Here is a 19,414-nt window from a genome sequence, read left to right on the forward strand (position 1 = left end):
AAAGCAACTTGATTTAGTTATACTACTAGCTAAAATGAACAAATAAAGTAAGATTCAATCAGCCCATCTGTAAAGATTTGGAAAACGCAACGTATCACACAGTGAATAAAACGAAGCAAGTATCCATACCAGTTGTGCTGGCGACCATAGCAAGAGTGAACCACCTGATCCCTTCCCGAACTCAGAAGTGAAACCTCTTAGCGCTGATGGTAGTGTGGGGTTACCCATGTGAGAGTAAGTCATCGCCAGCTCATTATTCTAAACACCCCCGTTCTAATGAATGGGGGTGTTTTTTTATTGGGGGAATTTAATTTTTAATAAAAGATAGGTCCAAAATTAGATTTGTATTCTTGCTATATTCTATGAATATAATGATGAACTCTATTATTTTTGGGTACGTCCATGAAAATCAATTCTTTCTCTCCAATACCTGAAGATGATGAAGAGCTATCTTTACCTGTATTGATTTATTGGGCATCTCTAGGTGATATCGATCAAGTAAAAGAACTACTAATAGAGGGAGAAGATCCTAATCAGATAGATGATGAGGGATATAGTGCTCTACAAGCAGCTGCTGAAAATGATCATTTAGAGATAGTTCAACTCTTAATTGAAAAAGGTGCGCATGTCGCTTACAAAAGTGAATACACAGCATTAGAGCTTGCAGAAATGGCTGGTAATACTGATGTAGTGGAGTATTTAAAGAGTTTATAAAATTAAAGGCCTCTTTTGTTTAGAAAAGAGGCCTTTTGTTCAATTAAGACAAATGATATTTCTGTAGTTTCTCAACAATGGATTGAAGACCTTTTACTTCAAACTCATTAGCTTCGAATTTTTCATCTTTATTACGTTTAAATATATCTCTTATCTCTATTACAGCATTCGGGTCAATAATGCTTAAACTTGAGGTGACTTGACGTATTTGACTAATAGAACGAGAGCCATTTGTTGAACCATAGCCAATAAATGCAGCAGGTTTACCACCCCACTCCTTGCCGACATAATCAAGTGCATTTTTTAAAGCTGGGCTGTAACCATGGTTGTATTCTGGGCTAATAAAGATAAATGCGTCTGCTTGAGCAATTTTGTCTGCCCATTCTTGTTGTTTAGGTTGATCATAAATCCCGGTAGCAGGTGGGTGAGAGCCTGAAAATAACGGTAAATTCCACTCTTTTAAATCAATTACTTCTGTCTGAAAATCTTCTAGATTAAATGATGGAATTGTGGATTCTAGCCAATTGGCAACTTTAATTGCTGTACGTCCTTCACGAACACTTCCTACGATAATATAGACCAGCATGTATTTTTCCTAAGTATTTTTATCTTTATAACTTAATTCATTATATAGGTAGGAGAGAATATAGAATTTGTAAGGATTCTTATGTCACTAATAAAAATTGAATCATAAAAAAGCCCTCATTTAGAGGGCTTTTTATTTACATTAGCTTAATGCCTTGTTGGCCTTCAGGAGTAACCTTAAATATTTCTACTTCAAAGGTAATATTTTTCCCAGCTAATGGGTGATTAAAATCAATTTCTGTAATGTCATCATTAACTGATTTTACTACACCGAATAAGGTGGTTTTTGCCTTATCTTCAAATTCGATCATGTGACCAGGAATAGGGCGTTGTTCAAACTTAACTGTATCGAAAGTTTGAACATTTTCTGGATTCCACGGACCAAAAGCCTCTTCTGGTGGAAGGTGTACTGTACGGCGGTCACCTGCACGTAAACCGAATAATGCTTTTTCGAAACCTGGTAAAAGGTTTCCGTCACCAATAGTTAGACTAACTGGCTCTTCACGGCTACGTGTATTGTCAATTTCTACACCATTTTCGATAGCTACAGAAAAGTGTAGGTCGACTTTAGAGCCTTCTTGAATACGAATTTCTTCGTTAGGTTGAATAATTTCGGTCATATTATGCATCCGAATTTTGGTTACGTTGCTTCTCAAGGAAGAATGTATCAATGAGTAGCAAAATCGTACCTAGAGTGATGGCACTGTCCGCAATATTAAAAGCTGGAAAGTGATGATTTTGGTAATAAACATGAATGAAATCGACCACATAACCTAGGGTAATACGGTCAATTAAATTACCTAAAGCTCCACCTAAAATTAAAGCGATGGCTACAGGTAGCACCACCATTTTTTTAGGCATACGCATTAACCAAAATACAAAAAGTACTGAAACTAAGCCCGCCAGTGATGTGAAGAAATAGCGCTGCCATCCTCCTGCATCAGATAAAAAGCTAAAAGCTGCACCATAGTTATGCAATAGTGTCCAGTTTAAAAATGGAAGTACAGGTACAGGATCTGCGTAGTTCAGATGTGTACTTGCAATCCATTTTGTCCATTGATCCAATACAATGGCAAGGACAGAAAGTCCAAGCCAAATCAGATTATGTGGATAAAACTGGAATAAGCCTTTTTTAGCTTGTGAATTAGGCATATTTTCTCACTTCGCCACGACCAGTGACGTTCACAATACAACGACCACATAAACCAGGATGATCGGCATGTGTATTTACATCTGGAAGGACGTGCCAGCAACGTGCACATTTTTCACCTTCAGCTGCAGATATTTGTACACGTAAGCCTTCCATTTCAGTTGCTTCACCTTGCTCAGCAAATGGATGTACTACTACTTGCGAAGTAATAAGAACAAAACGGAGTTCATCAGCCAGTTGGTTTAAAACTGTTTGTAATGATTCACTTGCCCAAAGTTCAACTTTGGCTGAAAGATTACTGCCGACAAGTTTAGCGTTACGCGCTGCTTCAATCTGTTTATTTACTGCAGATTTTACGCTAATCAATGTTTGCCAATCTTCTTCAGAAAGCAAGTTTGCTTTTGATGAAACAGGCAAGTCATACCATTCTGAAGTAAATACATACTTTTCGGTTTGTTCTGGAATCAATGGCCAAGCTTCTTGAGCGGTAAAGCTTAGGATTGGGCTCATCCACCGGATAAATGCTTGAACAATATGATAAAGCGCTGTTTGTGCAGAACGACGTGCCTGAGAATCTGCTTTAGTGGTGTATTGACGGTCTTTGATAATATCTAGGTAGAAACCACCTAAGTCATTAATACAGAAGCTTGTTAACGCACTACATACCACATGGAAGTTCATTTCTTCATAGGCAGTGATAATGGTTTGTTGTACTTCATTCGCACGTTGTAAGATGTATTGATCTAGAGCGATAAGGTCATCTACGTCCAGAGCATCAGTACTTGGTTTGAAACCATTTAGGTTCGCAAGCAAGAAGCGTAGAGTATTACGAATACGGCGATAGCTATCACTTACACGGCTAAAGATTTCTTTCGATGCTGCGATTTCATAACGGTAGTCGCTAGACGCTACATATAGTCGTAAACCATCTGCACCAAGCTGTTTGATGATTTCTTCAAGCGGGATATAGTTGCCTAAAGATTTCGACAATTTACGACCGTTTTCGTCCACTGTAAAACCATGAGTTAACAAGGCTTTATATGGCGCACGATTGTGAATTGCCATAGATGTTAATAAAGAAGATTGGAACCAGCCACGGTGTTGGTCTGAACCCTCTAAATATAAGTCAGCAGGGCTTTCTAATTCATCACGTTGCTCAAGTACAGCGTAATGCGTTGTACCAGAGTCGAACCATACATCGAGTGTATCGCGAACAGCGTTATATTGTTCAGCATCTTCACCGATGAAGTCTTTTGCTTCACGTTTGAACCATGCTTCGATGCCTTCTTCTTCGATCAGTTGAGCAACTTCTTCGATGAGTTCAGGTGTACGCGGGTGTAATTCGTTCGTATCTTTATGAACGAAGAATGGAATTGGAACACCCCAAGTACGTTGACGTGAAATACACCAGTCCGGACGACCTTCGATCATTGATTCAATACGGTTCTTACCCCAGTTCGGTACAAACTCGATATCATTTTCAATGGCATTAAGCGCACCTTCACGTAACCCTTTTTGATCCATGCTAATGAACCATTGTGGTGTAGCACGGAAAATAATAGGAGTCTTATGGCGCCAGCAGTGTGGGTAGCTGTGTTTAATTGGTTGATGAGCCCATAAACGGCCTACAGCGCCCAAAGCTTCAATAATCTTTGGATTGGCTTTATAGATGTGCTCACCAGCATAGATTGGAGCAGTTGGGAGATAAACACCGTTACCACCCACTGGGTTATCTACTTTAAGGTTGTATTGAAGACCTACTTTATAGTCGTCCGCACCGTGGCCAGGCGCTGTATGTACGGCACCTGTACCGCTTGTTGCGATAACATGTTCACCTAAAATAACCGGAACTTGACGATCAGTAAGTAGAGGATGCTGTAGGGTAAGGTTTTCAAGAGCCGAACCAGTAAAATCAGCTAAAACAACTGGGTTTTCAAGCTTGTAACGCTCAATCGCTGAAGCAACTAGATCTTTAGCAAGAATAAAGTTTTGCTTACCACGCTCAGTTGTCACTTGCACCAATTGATATTCAATTTCGGCATGCAACGCAACGGCTTGGTTAGCTGGTAATGTCCATGGTGTAGTGGTCCAGATCACGATATCTGTTGGATCTTGAACTTCTACGTTTAAACGGGCACTTAAATCTTTGAGATCGACAACGCCAAAACCAACGTCAATTGCGTCTGATTTTTTATCTTCGTATTCAACTTCTGCTTCAGCAAGAGCTGAACCGCAGTCCATACACCAGTTCACTGGCTTTAAGCCTGGCTGGATATGGCCATTTTTCTGGATGAGACCTAGAGCACGAACGATATCGGCTTCTTGTTTGTAATTCATGGTGAGATAAGGATTATCCCAATCACCTAAAATACCAAGACGTTTAAAGTCAGTACGCTGTAAATCAATTTGTTTTAGCGCGTATTCACGGCAAAGTTTACGGAAAGTTGCTGCGTCAACTTTTTCGCCCACTTTACCTACTTTCTCTTCGACTTTTAGTTCGATTGGCAAGCCATGACAGTCCCAACCTGGAACATACGGTGCATCAAAACCTGAAAGCGTACGGCTTTTTACAATAACGTCTTTGAGTACTTTATTGACTGCGTGACCTAAGTGAATTGTACCGTTCGCATATGGAGGGCCATCATGCAAAATATATTTTTTCTTGCCAATACGCGATGCACGAATCTGCTGATAAATGTTGTCGGTATACCACTCTTCTAACCATTTCACTTCACGTACTGCCAAATTTGCTTTCATTGCAAATTGAGTATCCGGCAGGTTTAGCGTGGCTTTGTAGTCCACTGCATTCTCAGGAGTTTGCTTATCGCTCATGCAAGTTTTCTTCCAGTTTAATCAGCTTGGGAGCTGACATGTTTTACAATCAAAATTCGAATTAAAAAGGAAATTGTGTCGTGTCGTTACGGTATTGTCGTAACTGTTGCACGTCATTATCAATTCCAGCCTTAAGTGCTTCAAGCGAAGGGTAGTTCAATTCACCATGAAGATAGTGAAGAAAAGTCACCCGCATAAATAAGCCATACAGATTAGCAGAAACATCAGGGAAATGTACTTCTAATCTCCATTCTGGATGTTCTTGCTGAATGGCGGGACGTGTACCGACATGACCTGCGCCATAGAGGCTGTTTTCATGATATCCGGCAATTCCTGGTTTCTCTGGTGTTTCTTGGCGCACTTTTTCAGTGAGAGAAGTTGTTTCGCAAATGACTTCAACGCCATAAATACCGTTTAAACAAGGTTTGTGGCGGTTGAGACGAACATTAATGGTTGGAAAATCAAGAGTTCGTCCAATTTGGTCGCCATATTGGACACGTCCAGTAATACTGTACGGACGGCCTAATAATTTAGCTGCTAAAGCAAGATTACCCACTTGAAGTACTTGGCGAATACGGGTTGAACTGACGCGTTCACCTTCAAGTTCAATGGTATGTAAATTTGTGACTTGGAAGCCATAATCTTTTAAAAATTCACTGTTGCCTTGGCGGTCTTTACCGAAATGAAAGTCATCCCCTAAAACTAATGATTGGGCATTTAATTTATTTTTTAATAAATCTGCGAAGGCAGATGCGCTCATGCTACGAAAATGTTCATCAAATTTAGCAACCGCAATATAGTCAACGCCAAGCTCGGCTAGGTATTCAACTTTTTCCCGTAGTGAATTAATACGAGGAGGGGCATCGTAGCCTTTAAAGAACTCAAGAGGTTGTGGCTCAAAAATCATAACCAATGTTTTTAAGCCTTGTGCTGCAGCAATTTTTTTGAGTTGAGCAATCATCGCTTGGTGACCTAAATGGACACCATCAAAATTACCAATAGTTACCGCTGTTTGAGGTAACTGAAAATTGGGCGATAACGCATTAAGACGAAGCAGTTTCATGAACTTAAAATATGGCTATTTTTGCAAGGGCTATATATTGCCATAATCTCACAGATTCGTCTTGTTGTTGTGTTTTTACTCAGTTATTTTTCAACATGAATATTTGTATATTTAAAATACTGATGAATTAAATAAAAATAAATCAATTTTTCTTATTAATGGTTTGCTCTACTATATCTTTATCCACTCTTTGATTAGAGAACTAAGATGAAAAAACCCTTTTACCAATTAAATCATAGCAAAGATGTTATACGGCATTTTACTCCAAATTGGTTTACAGCGACTATGGGTACTGGCGTGGTGAGTATGATTTTAATCCAGCTGCCATTTGCTCAATCTTTTTTATTCACGTTAGCAACTTGGTTATGGCAATTTAATATTGTCTTATTCAGCGTTTTTTCAGTTCTTTATTTATTGCGGTGGTTTCTTTTCCCTCATGAGGCGAAGCAAATTTTTAATCATCCAAATATGAGCTTGTTTTTAGGCGCTATTCCGATGGGGCTCGCTACCATACTAAATGGCTTTTTAAGCTTTGGTATCGGGCTTTACGGTGAAGTCGCAATCCATATCGCCCAAGCTTTATGGTACATCGATGTCTTTTTAGCGCTAGCAATTGCGTGGATTGTACCATTTTGCATGTTTAGCCGTCAGAACCATCAGCTACATACGATGACTGCAATCTGGCTTTTACCTGTGGTTGCTTGTGAAGTAGCGGCAAGTTCTGCCGGCATGTTGGTTGCACATTTACCAGCAGATGTACACAGCTTTCATTTATTAATGGCTGGCTATGTACTTTGGGGAATCTCTGTTTTACCAGCATTCGCTATTCTGACAATTTTAATGCTGCGTATGGCTTTGCATCAGCTACCTGAAAAAGAAGTCGCCATTTCTAGCTGGCTCTCTTTAGGCCCGATTGGTACAGGTGCATTAGGTTTATTGTTACTAGGGCAGCAGGCACAAAGAGTGGCGCCAAATGTAGGATTTGAACAATTTGCTAATGTCTTTCAAGCTTTAGGAGTTGTAGGTAGTCTCGTGCTTTTAGGTTTTGGGTTATGGTGGCTTGGTCTTGCGATTTTAACAACGCTCCGTCACGCAAAGACAGGTATTCCATTTAACTTGGGCTGGTGGGGCTTAACCTTTCCATTAGGTGTATTTATTCTAGCACTATTTAATTTAGGACATCAGGTTGAAATTGTATTCTTACAATACGTTGCTGTCGCATTGAGTATTCTGTTATTGACGATGTGGGGCGTTGTAATGAAGAAAACGCTAGCAGGAGCATATAGTGGTCAACTGTTTTTTTCTCCATGCTTAATCGCTTTACAACAAAAAGTGCAGTAATGATGAAAAGGTGCAAAAAGCTTTTGCACCTGATTTATACTTATTTTCTAACTTATTTAATTTTGATTTGAGCTTTTTGAATGAACACTGATATTGCTTTAATTATGGCGCTTCCTAATGAATCTAAGGGTTTATTTGAACAAGCAGGTGTTGAAGTCCATTACAGTGGTATTGGTAAGATTAATGCTGCCTTTAAAGCATTTGAAGTTATTCAAAAAACAGGCTGTAAAACTCTAATTAACTTAGGTACAGCGGGAAGCTCTGCATTTAATCGACATGATTTAGTCGAAGTAAAAACTTTTGTACAACGGGATATGGATGTTTCACCCCTAGGTTTTGAAGTAGGTGTAACGCCGTTAGATGATCATTTGGCGGCAGAGATTCATCTTCAACCACATTTTATTGATTTGCCAAAAGCAGTATGTGGAACAGGTGATTCATTTGAAACAGGTCAGCCAAAAGTAGCTTGTGATGTGGTTGATATGGAAGGCTATGCTTTAGCTAAAGTGTGCCATAAGTTAGGTGTACGATTAATCTCGGTGAAGTATATTACTGATGGGGCAGATGACACTGCGCATCTGGATTGGGAAGAAAATTTATTGTTAGGGGCCCAGAAACTCCTAGCACTTTATCAAAATCATTTCTAAAAAAAGATCGGCAAATTTGCCGATCTTTTTTATTTTAGCGAGGTAATACGCCGTATAGCATCATATGTACCGTATGCTCAATCGAACGCTGGAACATACTGCGGTTACGAAGCGTTTTACCAGTCACCATTTCCATTTGAGTTGCAAAATCTGCATAGTTTTGCGTAAGGCCCCAAATATTTAAGATTAATAATTCTGGGTCGATATCTGGGGAAATCTTTCCTTCTTCTTGCCAAGTCTGAATGACTTTAGCTTTGCGTTTAAATAGCTTTTTCAAAGGCCCTTTCAGTATAGGCAAAATATGTGGAGCGCCTTGAATAATTTCTAGTGCAAACAATCTAGATGCTTTCGGTTGGCTACGAGACAGTTCGATTTTTTGAATTAAATAGTGAGATAAGGCTTCGGCTGGTTCTAATTCAGCTTCTAAAGTTTGTAAGGGGGCCAACCATTTTTGTAAAACGGTTGTGAGCACTTCTACATATAAAGACTCTTTATTTTCATAGTAATAGAAAATATTCGACTTATGCATGTCGGCGAGTTGGGCAATTTCATCCAGACTTGCGCCACTAAACCCATAGACTGAAAATACGTCAAGGGCGGCAGCAAGAAGCTGATTGCGCTTTTGGGTACTCTTTTTTTGTTCCATCTGCTGCATAATTAAAAAAATAATATTCCCATTGTAAGGGAAATTGTTTGATTTGTGCACAGGTGTCTTGCTTTTTTAATCAAAAAACGGCTACTTATTTGTGTAATAGATATACTATTGTGCAAAAAATAGAGAGATTCACTAGTTTATTGTTATTCTTAAAAATATTTTTTTATTTTCGCCCTAAAAAAGAGCAATAAAACAGCAGTTTTATTGCTCGTAAATTGGGCAATTTTCGGTTGAACAGTTCTCATTACTCATCACAACCTTAAGTTGCCAAAACCGCATCGAGTACTTGTTGCTCAAGTTGAGCAAAAGTAATACTTTTTTTACGCGGGCGCGGCAAATTAACTTGGAAACTGTGAGCAATCTGGCCCTTATCTAATAAGATAATACGGTCAGCTAATTGCACTGCTTCACTTACATCGTGTGTGACCAAAATTGCAGTAAAGCCTTGCTCCTTCCACAAGCGCTCAATCAAGCTTTGCATCTCAAGCCGAGTTAGAGCATCTAATGCACCCAAAGGTTCGTCTAGCAACAATATGCGTGGAGTATGTGATAGTGCACGGGCTAGAGCAGTGCGCTGACGTTGACCACCTGAGAGCTGGGAAGGCCATTGTCCCGCTTTTTCTTTTAAACCTACTTTTTCTAATAATTCTTCTGCCAAAGCATGTTGTGATTTTGGTAGCCCAAGTTGAACATTTTGAAGAATATTTCTCCAAGGAAGTAAACGAGGATCTTGGAACATTACTCGAATATCATCGTTCGTAATGCCTTCACGTAAATGTCGGGCAGATTTAAATTTGATTTCCCCAAAGCTGGCTTTTTCAAGTTGAGCAATTAAACGGAGTAACGTACTTTTGCCACAACCACTTCGGCCAACAATTGCTAAAAACTCACCCGGCTGGATGTGTAGGTCAAGATCTTCGAGGACCTTTACCTCACCATAAAATTTATAAAGTTGCTCAATCAGAATCTCTGCTCCTAATACAGGTTCTTGAGATTCTGTTGGTTCTTCCGGAATGAGCTGCACTTCATTCTGATTAATATTTAAATTCAGATTTGTCATGTTCTAAGCTCCCTTATTTCTGATATCCAGAGTGCCAACGTAGTAAATAGCGTTCCAAAAGCTGTGCTAAAACATCTGCCAGTTTGCCTAGTAAGGCGTACAGAAGAATACCGACCAGAACTACATCCGTTTGTAAAAACTCACGTGCATTCATGGTCATATAACCAATACCTGCTTGAGCTGAAATGGTTTCAGCAACAATAAGCAATACCCAAACCAAACCTAAAGCAAAGCGTAAACCCACTAAAATAGAAGGCATCGCACCCGGCAAAATAATTTCTTTGTAAAGCTGCCAACGTGAAAGTCCGTAGCTTTTACCCATCTCAATCAATTGAGGGTCAACTGACCGAATACCGTGATAGGTGTTGATATAGATAGGGAAGAAAACACCTACGGCGACTAAAAATAATTTCGCTGTTTCATCAATCCCGAACCACAAGATGACAAGTGGGATAAGTGCTAAGGCTGGGATGTTACGAATCATTTGTAAGGTCGTGTCGAGCAGGGTAGAGGCGAAACGCGAAGACCCGTTGAGTAGACCTAATAACAAACCTAAACCGCCGCCTATCAGAAGGCCAAGCAGTGCACGACCAGCACTGACTTTAACGTGCTGCCAGAGTTCGCCACTCACCAGTAGATGCCAAAAAGCGGAAACTACAGCAGTAGGTGCGGGTAAAATACGGCTTTCTAAAAGACCCGAACTTGAGGCAATTTGCCAAACAACCAATAGAAGAATAGGGAAAATCCAAGGCAGCAAACGCTGCCCGATTTGTTTTGTTCCACGTGAAACAACACTTTCAGCTTTGCTCATGCAGGCTCCTTGACGGAACTATTTAGCTTCTTCTCGTCTGGAACATAATTGTTGGCAATAATTTCACCGAATGGACCGGTTAAATTTGGCTGAGCAAGTTTAGCGCGAGTTTCAATTGGTAATAACGGGAATACTAACTCTGCAAAACGAATTGATTCTTCAAGGTGTGGATAGCCTGAGAAAATGAAAGTATCAATACCTAAATCAGCATATTCCTGAATACGGGCAGCAACGGTTTCAGGATCGCCTACAAGTGCTGTACCTGCACCACCACGAACTAAACCAATACCAGCCCAAAGGTTTGGAGATACTTCTAGTTTGTCTCGATTACCGCCGTGGAGAGCCGCCATACGTTGTTGGCCTACAGAGTCCATTTGTGCAAATTTTTTCTGTGCGGCAGCAATAGTCGCATCATCAAGATATTGGATAAGCTCGTTCGCTGCTGCCCAAGCTTGTTCGTTGGTTTCACGAACAATCACATGTAAGCGAATGCCATAAGTTAATTTGCGGCCTTTAGCCTCAGCTTTAGCACGAACATGTTCGATCTTTTGTTTAACTGCCTCTGGTGGTTCACCCCACGTAAGGTAAGTATCGACTTGCTCAGCTGCAAGATCGACAGCGACGTCTGAAGAACCACCAAACCAAAGTGGTGGATAAGGCTTTTGAACAGGTGGGTAAAGTAGTTTTGCATCATCCACTTGTAAACGTTCACCGTGGAATGTAAAAGCTTCACCCGTATGTGAGCGTGTCAAAATCTCACGCCAGATTTTTACGTATTCATTGGCAGTTTGATAACGTGTTGAGTGATCTTCATATAAACCATCTCCGCGTAATTCAGCCTCATCACCACCAGTCACTAAGTTGAGTAATACACGACCATTCGACAAACGGTCAAACGTTGCAGCCATACGAGCAGCTAAAGCTGGTGTGGTTACCCCTGGTCGTAATGCAACTAAAAATTTAAGGTGTTGAGTTGCATCAATTAGGCTAGCCGCCGTAATCCAAGGATCTTCACATGAACGACCTGTTGGAATAAGTACACCTTCGTAACCTAAATTATCTACTGCCACAGCAATTTGCTTCATATAGGCATGGTCAACCTGACGAGCGCCTTTACTTGTACCTAAATAGCGACTATCACCATGGGTAGGAATAAACCAGAAAATTTTCATGTGCATTACCTATATATCTATTGAAATTACTTGGCGCCCCAAACAGCTTGTTTAATGCTGATTGGTTTAGGGATGATGCCTTGTTGAGTAAAGATGTCTGCGAGTTGCTGTTGCTCAGCAATCACTTTGCTGCTGAGTGGAGCTGCTGATGAAGGACGAGGACGGCGTTTAATAAATAAGTCACTGGTTGCAGGCTTAAGCCCTGTGCTTTGGCCAATCGCACCAGCCGTTTCTGCTTGATGACTTTGAACCCATTTGTCAGCTTGATTGATTTGTTTGATGAGCCCGGAAACAGCTTTAGGATGTTGTTTAACAAAATTTGGAGCTGCTAAATAAAATGTATAGTTCGGACTTAAGCCTTTACCTGATGCAAGAACACGAGCTTGATCTTCTAGTTGTGCTGAAGCGAAGTAAGGATCCCAAATTGCCCATGCATCAACGGCACCTTTTTGAAATGCTGCGCGAGCATCGGCAGGGGTAAGCCAGATGGGGGTAATATCGCTCCAGTTTAGGCCTGCTTTACGTACAGCTTGCACAAGTAAGTAATGTGAGCTCGAACCTTTTTGCAGTGCAATGCGTTTACCTTTAAGGTCTTTCAGCTGTTTGAGCTGTGAGTTTTTTGGAACTAAAATTGCCGATGCCAAGGGCTTAGCCGCTTCATAAGCAATATAATATAAAGGCTTGCCAGCCGCTTGAGCATAGACAGGAGGTGTATCTCCAGTAACGCCTACATCAAGCGAACCGACAGCTAAAGCTTCTAAAATTTGTGGACCAGCAGGGAACTCATTCCAAGTAATTTTTGCATTTGGGAATTCTTGCTCAAATAGCTTTTGCTGTTTGGCAATTGCAAAGTTAATCGAGCTTTTTTGAAAACCAATACGAAGTTCTTTTACAGTAGGGTCTATTGCCCAAGCTGGCGCTGCGATTGTTAAGCCTAATACAGTGACTGCACTGAGGCGCTTAATTAATTGTGTCCACTGACTCTTAATAAATAATGACTGATGTTGCATATTGATATCCTTGTTCCCCTTGAGGTCAGGCACAGCATTTATATGATTATTTAAGCCGTGCCCAAGCTGGGTTTATTTCAGTTTTAAAATGGCGTCTTGAATGGTGAGTTTGTTTGGAATGAGCTTTTGCGCATAAAAAGCATCAGCCACATATTGTTGTTCTTGTGCCACCTTGTCAGAGATTGGCTGAACTCCAAAACCCATACGTGAAATGGAAGTTTTGAGTACATCAAACTCAAGTGCGGTAGGTTTTTCGAGTAATTTTGCAGCTTCATCCTGATGTGAACTTACCCACTCAGTGGTCTGGTTAAGTGTCTGTACAACAGTGTTGAGTACTTTCGGATTATTTTCTGCAAATTTACGGTCAGCTAAATAAAACTGATGATTACTCACCAAGTTTTCACCTGTTGCTAAAACTCGGGCCTGAATTTGATGTTCAGCCGCTGCAAAGAAAGGGTCCCAAATCACCCATGCATCTACAGCACCTTTTTCAAAGGCAGCACGAGCGTCTGATGGCGGTAAATAAACTGGTTGAATATCACTTAAGCTTAAGTTGTTGGCTTCTAAAACTTTTAACAATAGGTAATGAACATTCGAGCCTTTGTTAAGAGCAACACGTTTGCCTTTTAAATCTTTAATAGATTGGATTGGAGAGTCTTTTTGTACCAATAGTGCTTCAGCTTTTGGCGCAGCAGGTTGGTTTGCGACATAGACTAAATTTGGATTGGCAGCCTGAGCAAAGATCGGTGGTGCTTCACCTGCTTCACCGAGTGAAACACTTCCTACGTTTAAGCCTTCAAGCAATTGAGGGCCAGCAGGGAACTCAACCCATTTCACTTGCACGCCTTGTTCTTTTAATGCTTTTTCTAAGTCACCACGAGCCTTTAGAATAGGAAGAATCCCATATTTTTGATAGCCGATATTTAAGGTTGTGGTGGCTTGTTCCTCTTTTTTGGCACAACCACTTAACATCATCACTCCTGCAAGGCTGGCCGCGATGACTGAATATTTTGCCCATGAAGTGGTGTTGAAAAGTGCCATGAGATTTCGTACTCCCCGAAAGAGAAAAAGAAAAAAAATAATTGGATGAGCAGATACCCTAAATTGATTTTTATTTCAGAAAAAATAAGTATTCGGTCTTTATTTATGCAAAAAAAAGCTAAACACAATAGGCTATAAACTTATGCGAAAAAATGATTTATCTAATAGAAATATATTTAATGCATTGTTATTAAGTTAATGTAAATAAAATAAAAAATATTAAAACCTTAAAAAATTTAGATTTAAAAAAGTACAACCATAAATTAATCGTGTTTACGGTTGTACTTTTTGAACTAAGCTTATCTGAAATAAGAATATCTTAAAATTAGCAAAGGCTAAGGAAGCAGTTTCTTAAAGACTAAAGAATTCCTTTGATAGTTATAGAGTGCCTGACGAGCATTTGGTAAGTCATCAACACTCACCTGATGGAAACCGTGTTCTAAGAACCAGTGAGCGGTTCGAGTCGTTAAAACAAATAATTGACGAATACCTTGTTCTTTTGCCTTTTCTTCAAGGAATTGCAAAATCTGGCTGCCACGGTTCGATTTACGATAACTTGGGTGTACTGCGACGCAGGCAATTTCTGCTGAACGTGTTTCATTAAATTCGGTTGGAATTGGATAAAGTGCAGCACACGCTAGAATCGTACCATCGCGCTCAATAACAGCGAACTGGCTAATCTCTTGCTCTAAACGTTCACGCGAACGATAAACTAAGATACCTTCTTCTTCTAATGGACGTAATAAATTCATTAAACCGCCCACATCTTGAATGTTGGCCATGCGAACTTCTTCATAATGCGCATCGGTAATCATGGTACCGATACCATCTCGAGTAAATAACTCTTCGAGAAGGGCGCCATCATAGGCATAAGAAATAAGATGAACGCGGTGTACGCCTGATAAAGATGCTTTTTTTGCCTGTTGCAAATGCAAGGTGAGTGTTGGGCTAATGGTTTGGTATTGTTGAATATAGTAGTCCAGTTGATGTGGGCTTAATTCACGTAATATTTGCTCATCTTCATTCAGCAATCCTTGTTGCTCACCTAGAAAAATGAGTTTATCTGCTTTTAAGTAAGTTGCTGTTTTAGTTGCAACTTCTTCAGCTCTTAAGTTAAAAACCTCACCTGTAGTGGAGTAACCCGTTGGCCCTAGCAGTACAATATTATGATTATCGAGGTGTCGATCAATCGCATCTGTATCGATAGAGCGAACTTCACCTGTAAGCTGGAAATCCATGCCATCACGAATGCCATAAGGTTTAGCAGTCACAAAATTACCTGATACCACATCTATGCGAGCGCCGTACATTGGCGAGTTTGCTAAGCCCATAGAAAGCAATGCTTCGATTTCTAGGCGGATAGAACCTACAGCACTCATGACACAGCTTAAAGATTCGCGTGTGGTAATACGGCTGTTGTCATAAAAAGGAGTTTCGATTCCTTTTTCTTTAAGGTTTTGATTAATTTGCGGACGTGCTCCGTACACGAGAATTAAGCGAATACCAAGAGAGTGCAATAAAGCAATGTCGTGAATAATATGTTCAAAATTAGGATGACGGACTGCTTCACCACCAAACATCAATACAAATGTTTTATCGCGGTGAGCATTAATGTAGGGCGCTGAGTGTCGAAACCAGTGTACATAATGCTGGGTGTTATTATGTGACTTACTTACAGGCTTACTTGACATACCGATCTCGAATCAACAGCAAAAAGATATAAAGATGATTCTAAACAAAAAAGATTAAAGCCGCATGTTTTAGATAAAAAAACACCCAAATTGAAATTTGGGTGCTTAAAAAGTTTTAAATTAGTAAACCACTCTAATGATTTTATGACTTTGTTCATTCACCAGTACATAATTACCATTCACTTTATACCATTTTTGGTAACGACCTGGTTTCGTTAATTTTTGATGTTGACGATAGTCGATCACGTAACGTGAATGTCGATACTCATGCGGTACCACCTGACCTACTCGCCACGCATTGCGATGATCATCTTTTTTAATCACTTTAACTGTTTTTACTTCATGGTTTTGGTAATTGCCATGATGATTATGATCGTTTGGTGCTGCCATGGCTGTTGTTGCAACTAAACCACTAAGAGAAAGAACAATCGCTGTTGTTAATTTTTTCATTGTAAACCTCGAATGATGAGCTGAATTTCAATAACTAAAGATTAGTGAACAATTGCAGATAAATCGTGGAGGCCAAGAAGAATAAATGTGAAAACTCTCTATGAAATAAGAAGAAATTAAGAAAATTCATCATTTAAGAATATAAAAAATAAAAAAGGATAAAACCGAGAGGCTTTATCCTTTTTATTCAGCGATAGCGAGGGTCTATCGCCTTAAAAACCACGAATACTCACAATGCTATTAGAATCTGTGTCGACTAAAATATAGTCATTGTTGATTTTATACCACTGCTGATTACGGCCTGGTTTTGGCAAGTTACTGTCTTTATAGTCGACTTTATAGCCATTACCACGATAGTGCTGTGGCATAACATAGCCAGGCTGCCAGCGATGTTGTTTTAAGCGTTCAAAGCCACGCTCTTCGCGCATACGGCGTTCGTCACGGATACGATCATCATCATGATCACGTCCAAATCCTGGCCCACGATCATTCCACTCACCACGTGGACCTCCACCTTTAGGACCTTTGGGGCCATGGCCTCGGTCAAAAGGAGGATCAGCAAAGCTCGCCATACTGGTGGTTAGTACGGTTATGCAAAGGGCTAAGATGGTGAACAACTTTTTCATGATGCATCCTCGTTTACATCTGATGTCTCTCATGTTGAATACTCTACGCGCAAAATGCAGAGAAACTGTGAAGATCATTTAATGGTTCAATTAAAATTACGGATAGATCAAGGGTTTTTATCAATAATAAAAAAGGCTTGTATATCTTTTCAGGTATAGGCAAGCCAGATTTGATGATTGGCCGTAATTTAATTTAGCTTTTTCATCTTTAACTTTTTAATCCTGCGCATCAATACTTTGACCATTGAGTGCCAAGCTGTCTTCACCCATTAAATAGAGGTAGGCAGGCAAGATCGACTCTGGTGTAGGTAGCGTTTTCGGATCTTCTTGTGGGTAAGCTTTCGCACGCATTGCGGTACGTGTTGCGCCTGGATTAATGCAGTTAAAGCGGATATTTGGATAAGTATTTTCCGCTGCAAAAATTTTACTCACTGCTTCAATTGCAATTTTGGAGACAGAATATGCGCCCCATAAAGCACGCGCTTCTCGGCCTACACCTGAACTGGTAAATACAACAGAGGCGTTTTCTGACTTTTGCAAAAGTGGTAATAAGGCTTGAGTGAGGGCAAACGGAGCACGTAGGTTAACTGCCATCACATCATCCCATACTTCTGTAGGATAATGTGCTAGCTCTACACGTTCACCTAAAATACCCGCATTATGCAAAATACCGTCTAGACGTCCAAACTGCTTTTCGAGCGTATCGACTAAAAAGTCATAATCACGGTCAGAGGCACTTGAAAGCTGTAGCGGTAAAATCGCGGGTTGAGGTGCACCTAGACTCTCAATTTCATCATAAATAACTTCAAGTTTATTTAAGGTTCTACCATGTAGGACAACGGTTGCACCATGTAGGGCATAACTTAGAGCCGCAGCTCGCCCAATTCCATCACCAGCACCGGTAATTAAAATAATTCGATCTTTGAGTAGATCCGGACGAGGTTGGTATTCTGAATATTTCATTGGTAAACCTCCTTCTTTTTATATTGATAAAACGATTAACCGTTAAAAAAGTCTATAAAACTCTGATGTTAACTTATCATACGCTGATTTTCCTGTAGAGCAGGAAGCTTTTGACGTAACATATCGTGTAATTCTGTCACTGTATTTACAATCGAATCGGCCTGCCAAGCGGTTAAATCATCACGGTGTTCGATAGGTAAATAGCCATAAGCTGCCAAGATGGTATACATATCGGCATTGCGACCAGCATCAATATCACGTGGGTGGTCGCCCACATAAATAATTTCATCTGCTTGGATGTTTAACTGTTTAGCAGCCAAATACATTGGTTCAGGGTCTGGTTTGGTTTTACTGACATCTTCAGGACATACCAAAACCGCACAGCGTTCTGTCAGATTTAACTTTTCTAAAAGAGATTCACTTAAACCACGTGGTTTATTGGTCACAATACCCCACGGGATTTGCGCAGCTTCTAACTCTTCTAGAAGTGGATACATGCCTTCAAACAGATCTGTATCAACCACAATATTATTGCCGTACAGATCTAAAAAGTTTTGACGATGTGCCAAGAATATTGGATTGGCCACATCTAGCTCTGGATAGACCAATTTCACCATCGCACGTGCACCTTCAGACACCTGAGTGCGAATAAGATCGGCTTCTACAACAGGGCGTCTTGCATCACGGCACATTTGCTGAATAATACGAATGAAATCCGCAGCTGTATCGATAAGCGTACCGTCTAAATCAAATAAAACAGCTTTCATCATGCACCTGTATTAATCGTATGAACCATATAGTTAACGTCAACATTTGGCGCTAACCAGTAATGCTTGGTCAGTGGGTTGTAATGTAGGCCAGTCATTTCTTTTAACGTAAGACCTGCATTACGAATATCATGTGCCATTTCAGATGGTCGAATAAATTTATGATAATCATGCGTACCTTTTGGTAACATGCGTAGGACGTACTCTGCACCGATAATGGCAAATAAATAAGATTTTGGGTTACGGTTAATGGTCGAGAAGAACACATGGCCGCCCGGTTTAACCAGAGCCTGACAAGCTTTTACAATAGATGCCGGATCTGGAACGTGTTCCATCATTTCCATACAAGTCACCACGTCATATTGACCTGCTTGTTCTTGTGCTAATTCTTCTACAGGAATTTGGCGATATTCAATATTTTGAACATTTTCTTGCTGAGCATGTAAACGGCCGACAGCTAGAGGTGCTTCACCCATATCAATGCCTAATACATCTGCACCACGACGTGCCATACTTTCGGCCAAGATGCCGCCACCACAGCCGACATCAAGTACTTTTTTACCAGCAAGACCGCCTGCACGTTCATCAATCCAGTTTAGACGTAGTGGATTGATCTGGTGAAGTGGGCGAAATTCAGAATGTTGATCCCACCATTTGGCAGCAAGTGCTTCAAACTTTGCGATTTCTTGTAAATCAACATTCAATTGCGACATGGTGCTACCTCTAAACTTGAGTTATCTTTTTGGATGTAGTTCGCCGTTAGTGTAGCGATTATTGGGAAAAAAGCGATAAACCCAATAAAAAACTTCACAGAAGCAAAACGAATTTAGCATATT

The 19,414-nt window shown here is 40.2% G+C and carries 20 protein-coding genes and 1 rRNA gene; 4 read left to right on the top strand and 17 right to left on the bottom strand.

Annotated features, from left to right (window positions below; all coding sequences use genetic code 11):
- The first annotated feature begins 136 nt into the window (after nucleotides 1-136).
- Both rrf and J536_RS15080 read left to right on the top strand, forming a co-directional pair.
- A 5S ribosomal RNA gene (gene rrf / locus J536_RS15075) occupies nucleotides 137-251 on the top strand.
- A 151-nt stretch (nucleotides 252-402) separates the two neighbouring features.
- A complete protein-coding gene (locus J536_RS15080) occupies nucleotides 403-714 on the top strand; it encodes an ankyrin repeat domain-containing protein (RefSeq protein WP_032057283.1) in 312 nt (103 codons plus the stop codon).
- Between the two features lie 43 nt (nucleotides 715-757).
- Here J536_RS15080 and J536_RS15085 read toward each other — a convergent pair whose 3' ends face one another.
- From J536_RS15085 to ribF, 5 genes are all read right to left on the bottom strand, one after another.
- Complete coding sequence (locus J536_RS15085) at nucleotides 758-1,300, bottom strand: NADPH-dependent FMN reductase (protein WP_009387643.1); 543 nt, start codon at nucleotides 1,298-1,300, stop codon at nucleotides 758-760.
- Between the two features lie 136 nt (nucleotides 1,301-1,436).
- Nucleotides 1,437-1,919 carry an FKBP-type peptidyl-prolyl cis-trans isomerase gene (locus J536_RS15090; RefSeq protein WP_014208021.1) on the bottom strand — a complete coding sequence of 161 codons (483 nt, stop codon included), beginning with the start codon at nucleotides 1,917-1,919 and terminating at the stop codon, nucleotides 1,437-1,439.
- 1 nt (nucleotide 1,920) lies between these two features.
- Nucleotides 1,921-2,451 carry a signal peptidase II gene (gene lspA, locus J536_RS15095; protein ID WP_005804840.1) on the bottom strand — a complete coding sequence of 177 codons (531 nt, stop codon included), beginning with the start codon at nucleotides 2,449-2,451 and terminating at the stop codon, nucleotides 1,921-1,923.
- The gene (ileS, locus tag J536_RS15100) at nucleotides 2,444-5,281 is read right to left on the bottom strand and encodes an isoleucine--tRNA ligase (protein ID WP_014208022.1); all 2,838 of its coding nucleotides are present in this window, start codon (nucleotides 5,279-5,281) and stop codon (nucleotides 2,444-2,446) included. Before ileS ends, lspA begins: the two co-directional genes overlap by 8 nt.
- A 61-nt stretch (nucleotides 5,282-5,342) precedes the next feature.
- Nucleotides 5,343-6,344 carry a bifunctional riboflavin kinase/FAD synthetase gene (gene ribF, locus J536_RS15105; protein ID WP_032012561.1) on the bottom strand — a complete coding sequence of 334 codons (1,002 nt, stop codon included), beginning with the start codon at nucleotides 6,342-6,344 and terminating at the stop codon, nucleotides 5,343-5,345.
- Between the two features lie 207 nt (nucleotides 6,345-6,551).
- Here ribF and J536_RS15110 point away from each other — a divergent pair, with 207 nt between their 5' ends.
- Both J536_RS15110 and J536_RS15115 read left to right on the top strand, forming a co-directional pair.
- On the top strand, nucleotides 6,552-7,685 hold the full coding sequence (locus J536_RS15110; protein ID WP_032012562.1) for a TDT family transporter: 1,134 nt from the start codon (nucleotides 6,552-6,554) through the stop codon (nucleotides 7,683-7,685).
- Nucleotides 7,686-7,765: 80 nt separating this feature from the next.
- Nucleotides 7,766-8,332, top strand: a complete 567-nt coding sequence (locus J536_RS15115) for a 5'-methylthioadenosine/S-adenosylhomocysteine nucleosidase (protein WP_002120771.1) — start codon at nucleotides 7,766-7,768, stop codon at nucleotides 8,330-8,332.
- Nucleotides 8,333-8,366: 34 nt separating this feature from the next.
- On the opposite strand, the gene J536_RS15120 is transcribed toward J536_RS15115, so the two are convergent.
- The 12 genes from J536_RS15120 to ubiG form a co-directional block, all read right to left on the bottom strand.
- On the bottom strand, nucleotides 8,367-8,987 hold the full coding sequence (locus J536_RS15120) for a TetR/AcrR family transcriptional regulator (protein ID WP_005071782.1): 621 nt from the start codon (nucleotides 8,985-8,987) through the stop codon (nucleotides 8,367-8,369).
- A 259-nt stretch (nucleotides 8,988-9,246) separates the two neighbouring features.
- Nucleotides 9,247-10,047, bottom strand: a complete 801-nt coding sequence (locus J536_RS15125) for an ABC transporter ATP-binding protein (RefSeq protein ID WP_032012563.1) — start codon at nucleotides 10,045-10,047, stop codon at nucleotides 9,247-9,249.
- 13 nt (nucleotides 10,048-10,060) lie between these two features.
- Nucleotides 10,061-10,858: an aliphatic sulfonate ABC transporter permease SsuC gene (gene ssuC / locus J536_RS15130; RefSeq protein WP_002120785.1), complete on the bottom strand. Its 798-nt coding sequence runs from the start codon at nucleotides 10,856-10,858 to the stop codon at nucleotides 10,061-10,063.
- Complete coding sequence (gene ssuD / locus J536_RS15135) at nucleotides 10,855-12,030, bottom strand: FMNH2-dependent alkanesulfonate monooxygenase (protein ID WP_014208027.1); 1,176 nt, start codon at nucleotides 12,028-12,030, stop codon at nucleotides 10,855-10,857. Before ssuD ends, ssuC begins: the two co-directional genes overlap by 4 nt.
- A 26-nt stretch (nucleotides 12,031-12,056) precedes the next feature.
- Nucleotides 12,057-13,040, bottom strand: coding sequence for a sulfonate ABC transporter substrate-binding protein (locus J536_RS15140; protein WP_032012564.1), 984 nt, complete (start codon nucleotides 13,038-13,040; stop codon nucleotides 12,057-12,059).
- A gap of 72 nt (nucleotides 13,041-13,112) precedes the next feature.
- Nucleotides 13,113-14,081, bottom strand: a complete 969-nt coding sequence (locus tag J536_RS15145) for a sulfonate ABC transporter substrate-binding protein (protein WP_032063257.1) — start codon at nucleotides 14,079-14,081, stop codon at nucleotides 13,113-13,115.
- Between the two features lie 335 nt (nucleotides 14,082-14,416).
- A complete protein-coding gene (argA, locus tag J536_RS15150) occupies nucleotides 14,417-15,772 on the bottom strand; it encodes an amino-acid N-acetyltransferase (RefSeq protein WP_016802669.1) in 1,356 nt (451 codons plus the stop codon).
- A 120-nt stretch (nucleotides 15,773-15,892) separates the two neighbouring features.
- The gene (locus J536_RS15155; RefSeq protein ID WP_002120775.1) at nucleotides 15,893-16,222 is read right to left on the bottom strand and encodes an RcnB family protein; all 330 of its coding nucleotides are present in this window, start codon (nucleotides 16,220-16,222) and stop codon (nucleotides 15,893-15,895) included.
- Between the two features lie 212 nt (nucleotides 16,223-16,434).
- On the bottom strand, nucleotides 16,435-16,848 hold the full coding sequence (locus tag J536_RS15160; RefSeq protein ID WP_005071792.1) for an RcnB family protein: 414 nt from the start codon (nucleotides 16,846-16,848) through the stop codon (nucleotides 16,435-16,437).
- Nucleotides 16,849-17,064: 216 nt separating this feature from the next.
- Nucleotides 17,065-17,811, bottom strand: a complete 747-nt coding sequence (locus J536_RS15165; protein ID WP_002120710.1) for a YciK family oxidoreductase — start codon at nucleotides 17,809-17,811, stop codon at nucleotides 17,065-17,067.
- A gap of 68 nt (nucleotides 17,812-17,879) precedes the next feature.
- Nucleotides 17,880-18,581 (bottom strand): HAD family hydrolase, encoded by a 702-nt coding sequence (locus J536_RS15170; RefSeq protein ID WP_080777078.1) that lies wholly within the window; start codon nucleotides 18,579-18,581, stop codon nucleotides 17,880-17,882.
- On the bottom strand, nucleotides 18,578-19,291 hold the full coding sequence (gene ubiG, locus J536_RS15175) for a bifunctional 2-polyprenyl-6-hydroxyphenol methylase/3-demethylubiquinol 3-O-methyltransferase UbiG (RefSeq protein ID WP_005804826.1): 714 nt from the start codon (nucleotides 19,289-19,291) through the stop codon (nucleotides 18,578-18,580). Before ubiG ends, J536_RS15170 begins: the two co-directional genes overlap by 4 nt.
- Between the last annotated feature and the right edge of the window lie 123 nt (nucleotides 19,292-19,414).

This window comes from Acinetobacter sp. 809848 (genome assembly GCF_000581275.1).
Classification (GTDB): domain Bacteria; phylum Pseudomonadota; class Gammaproteobacteria; order Pseudomonadales; family Moraxellaceae; genus Acinetobacter; species Acinetobacter pittii.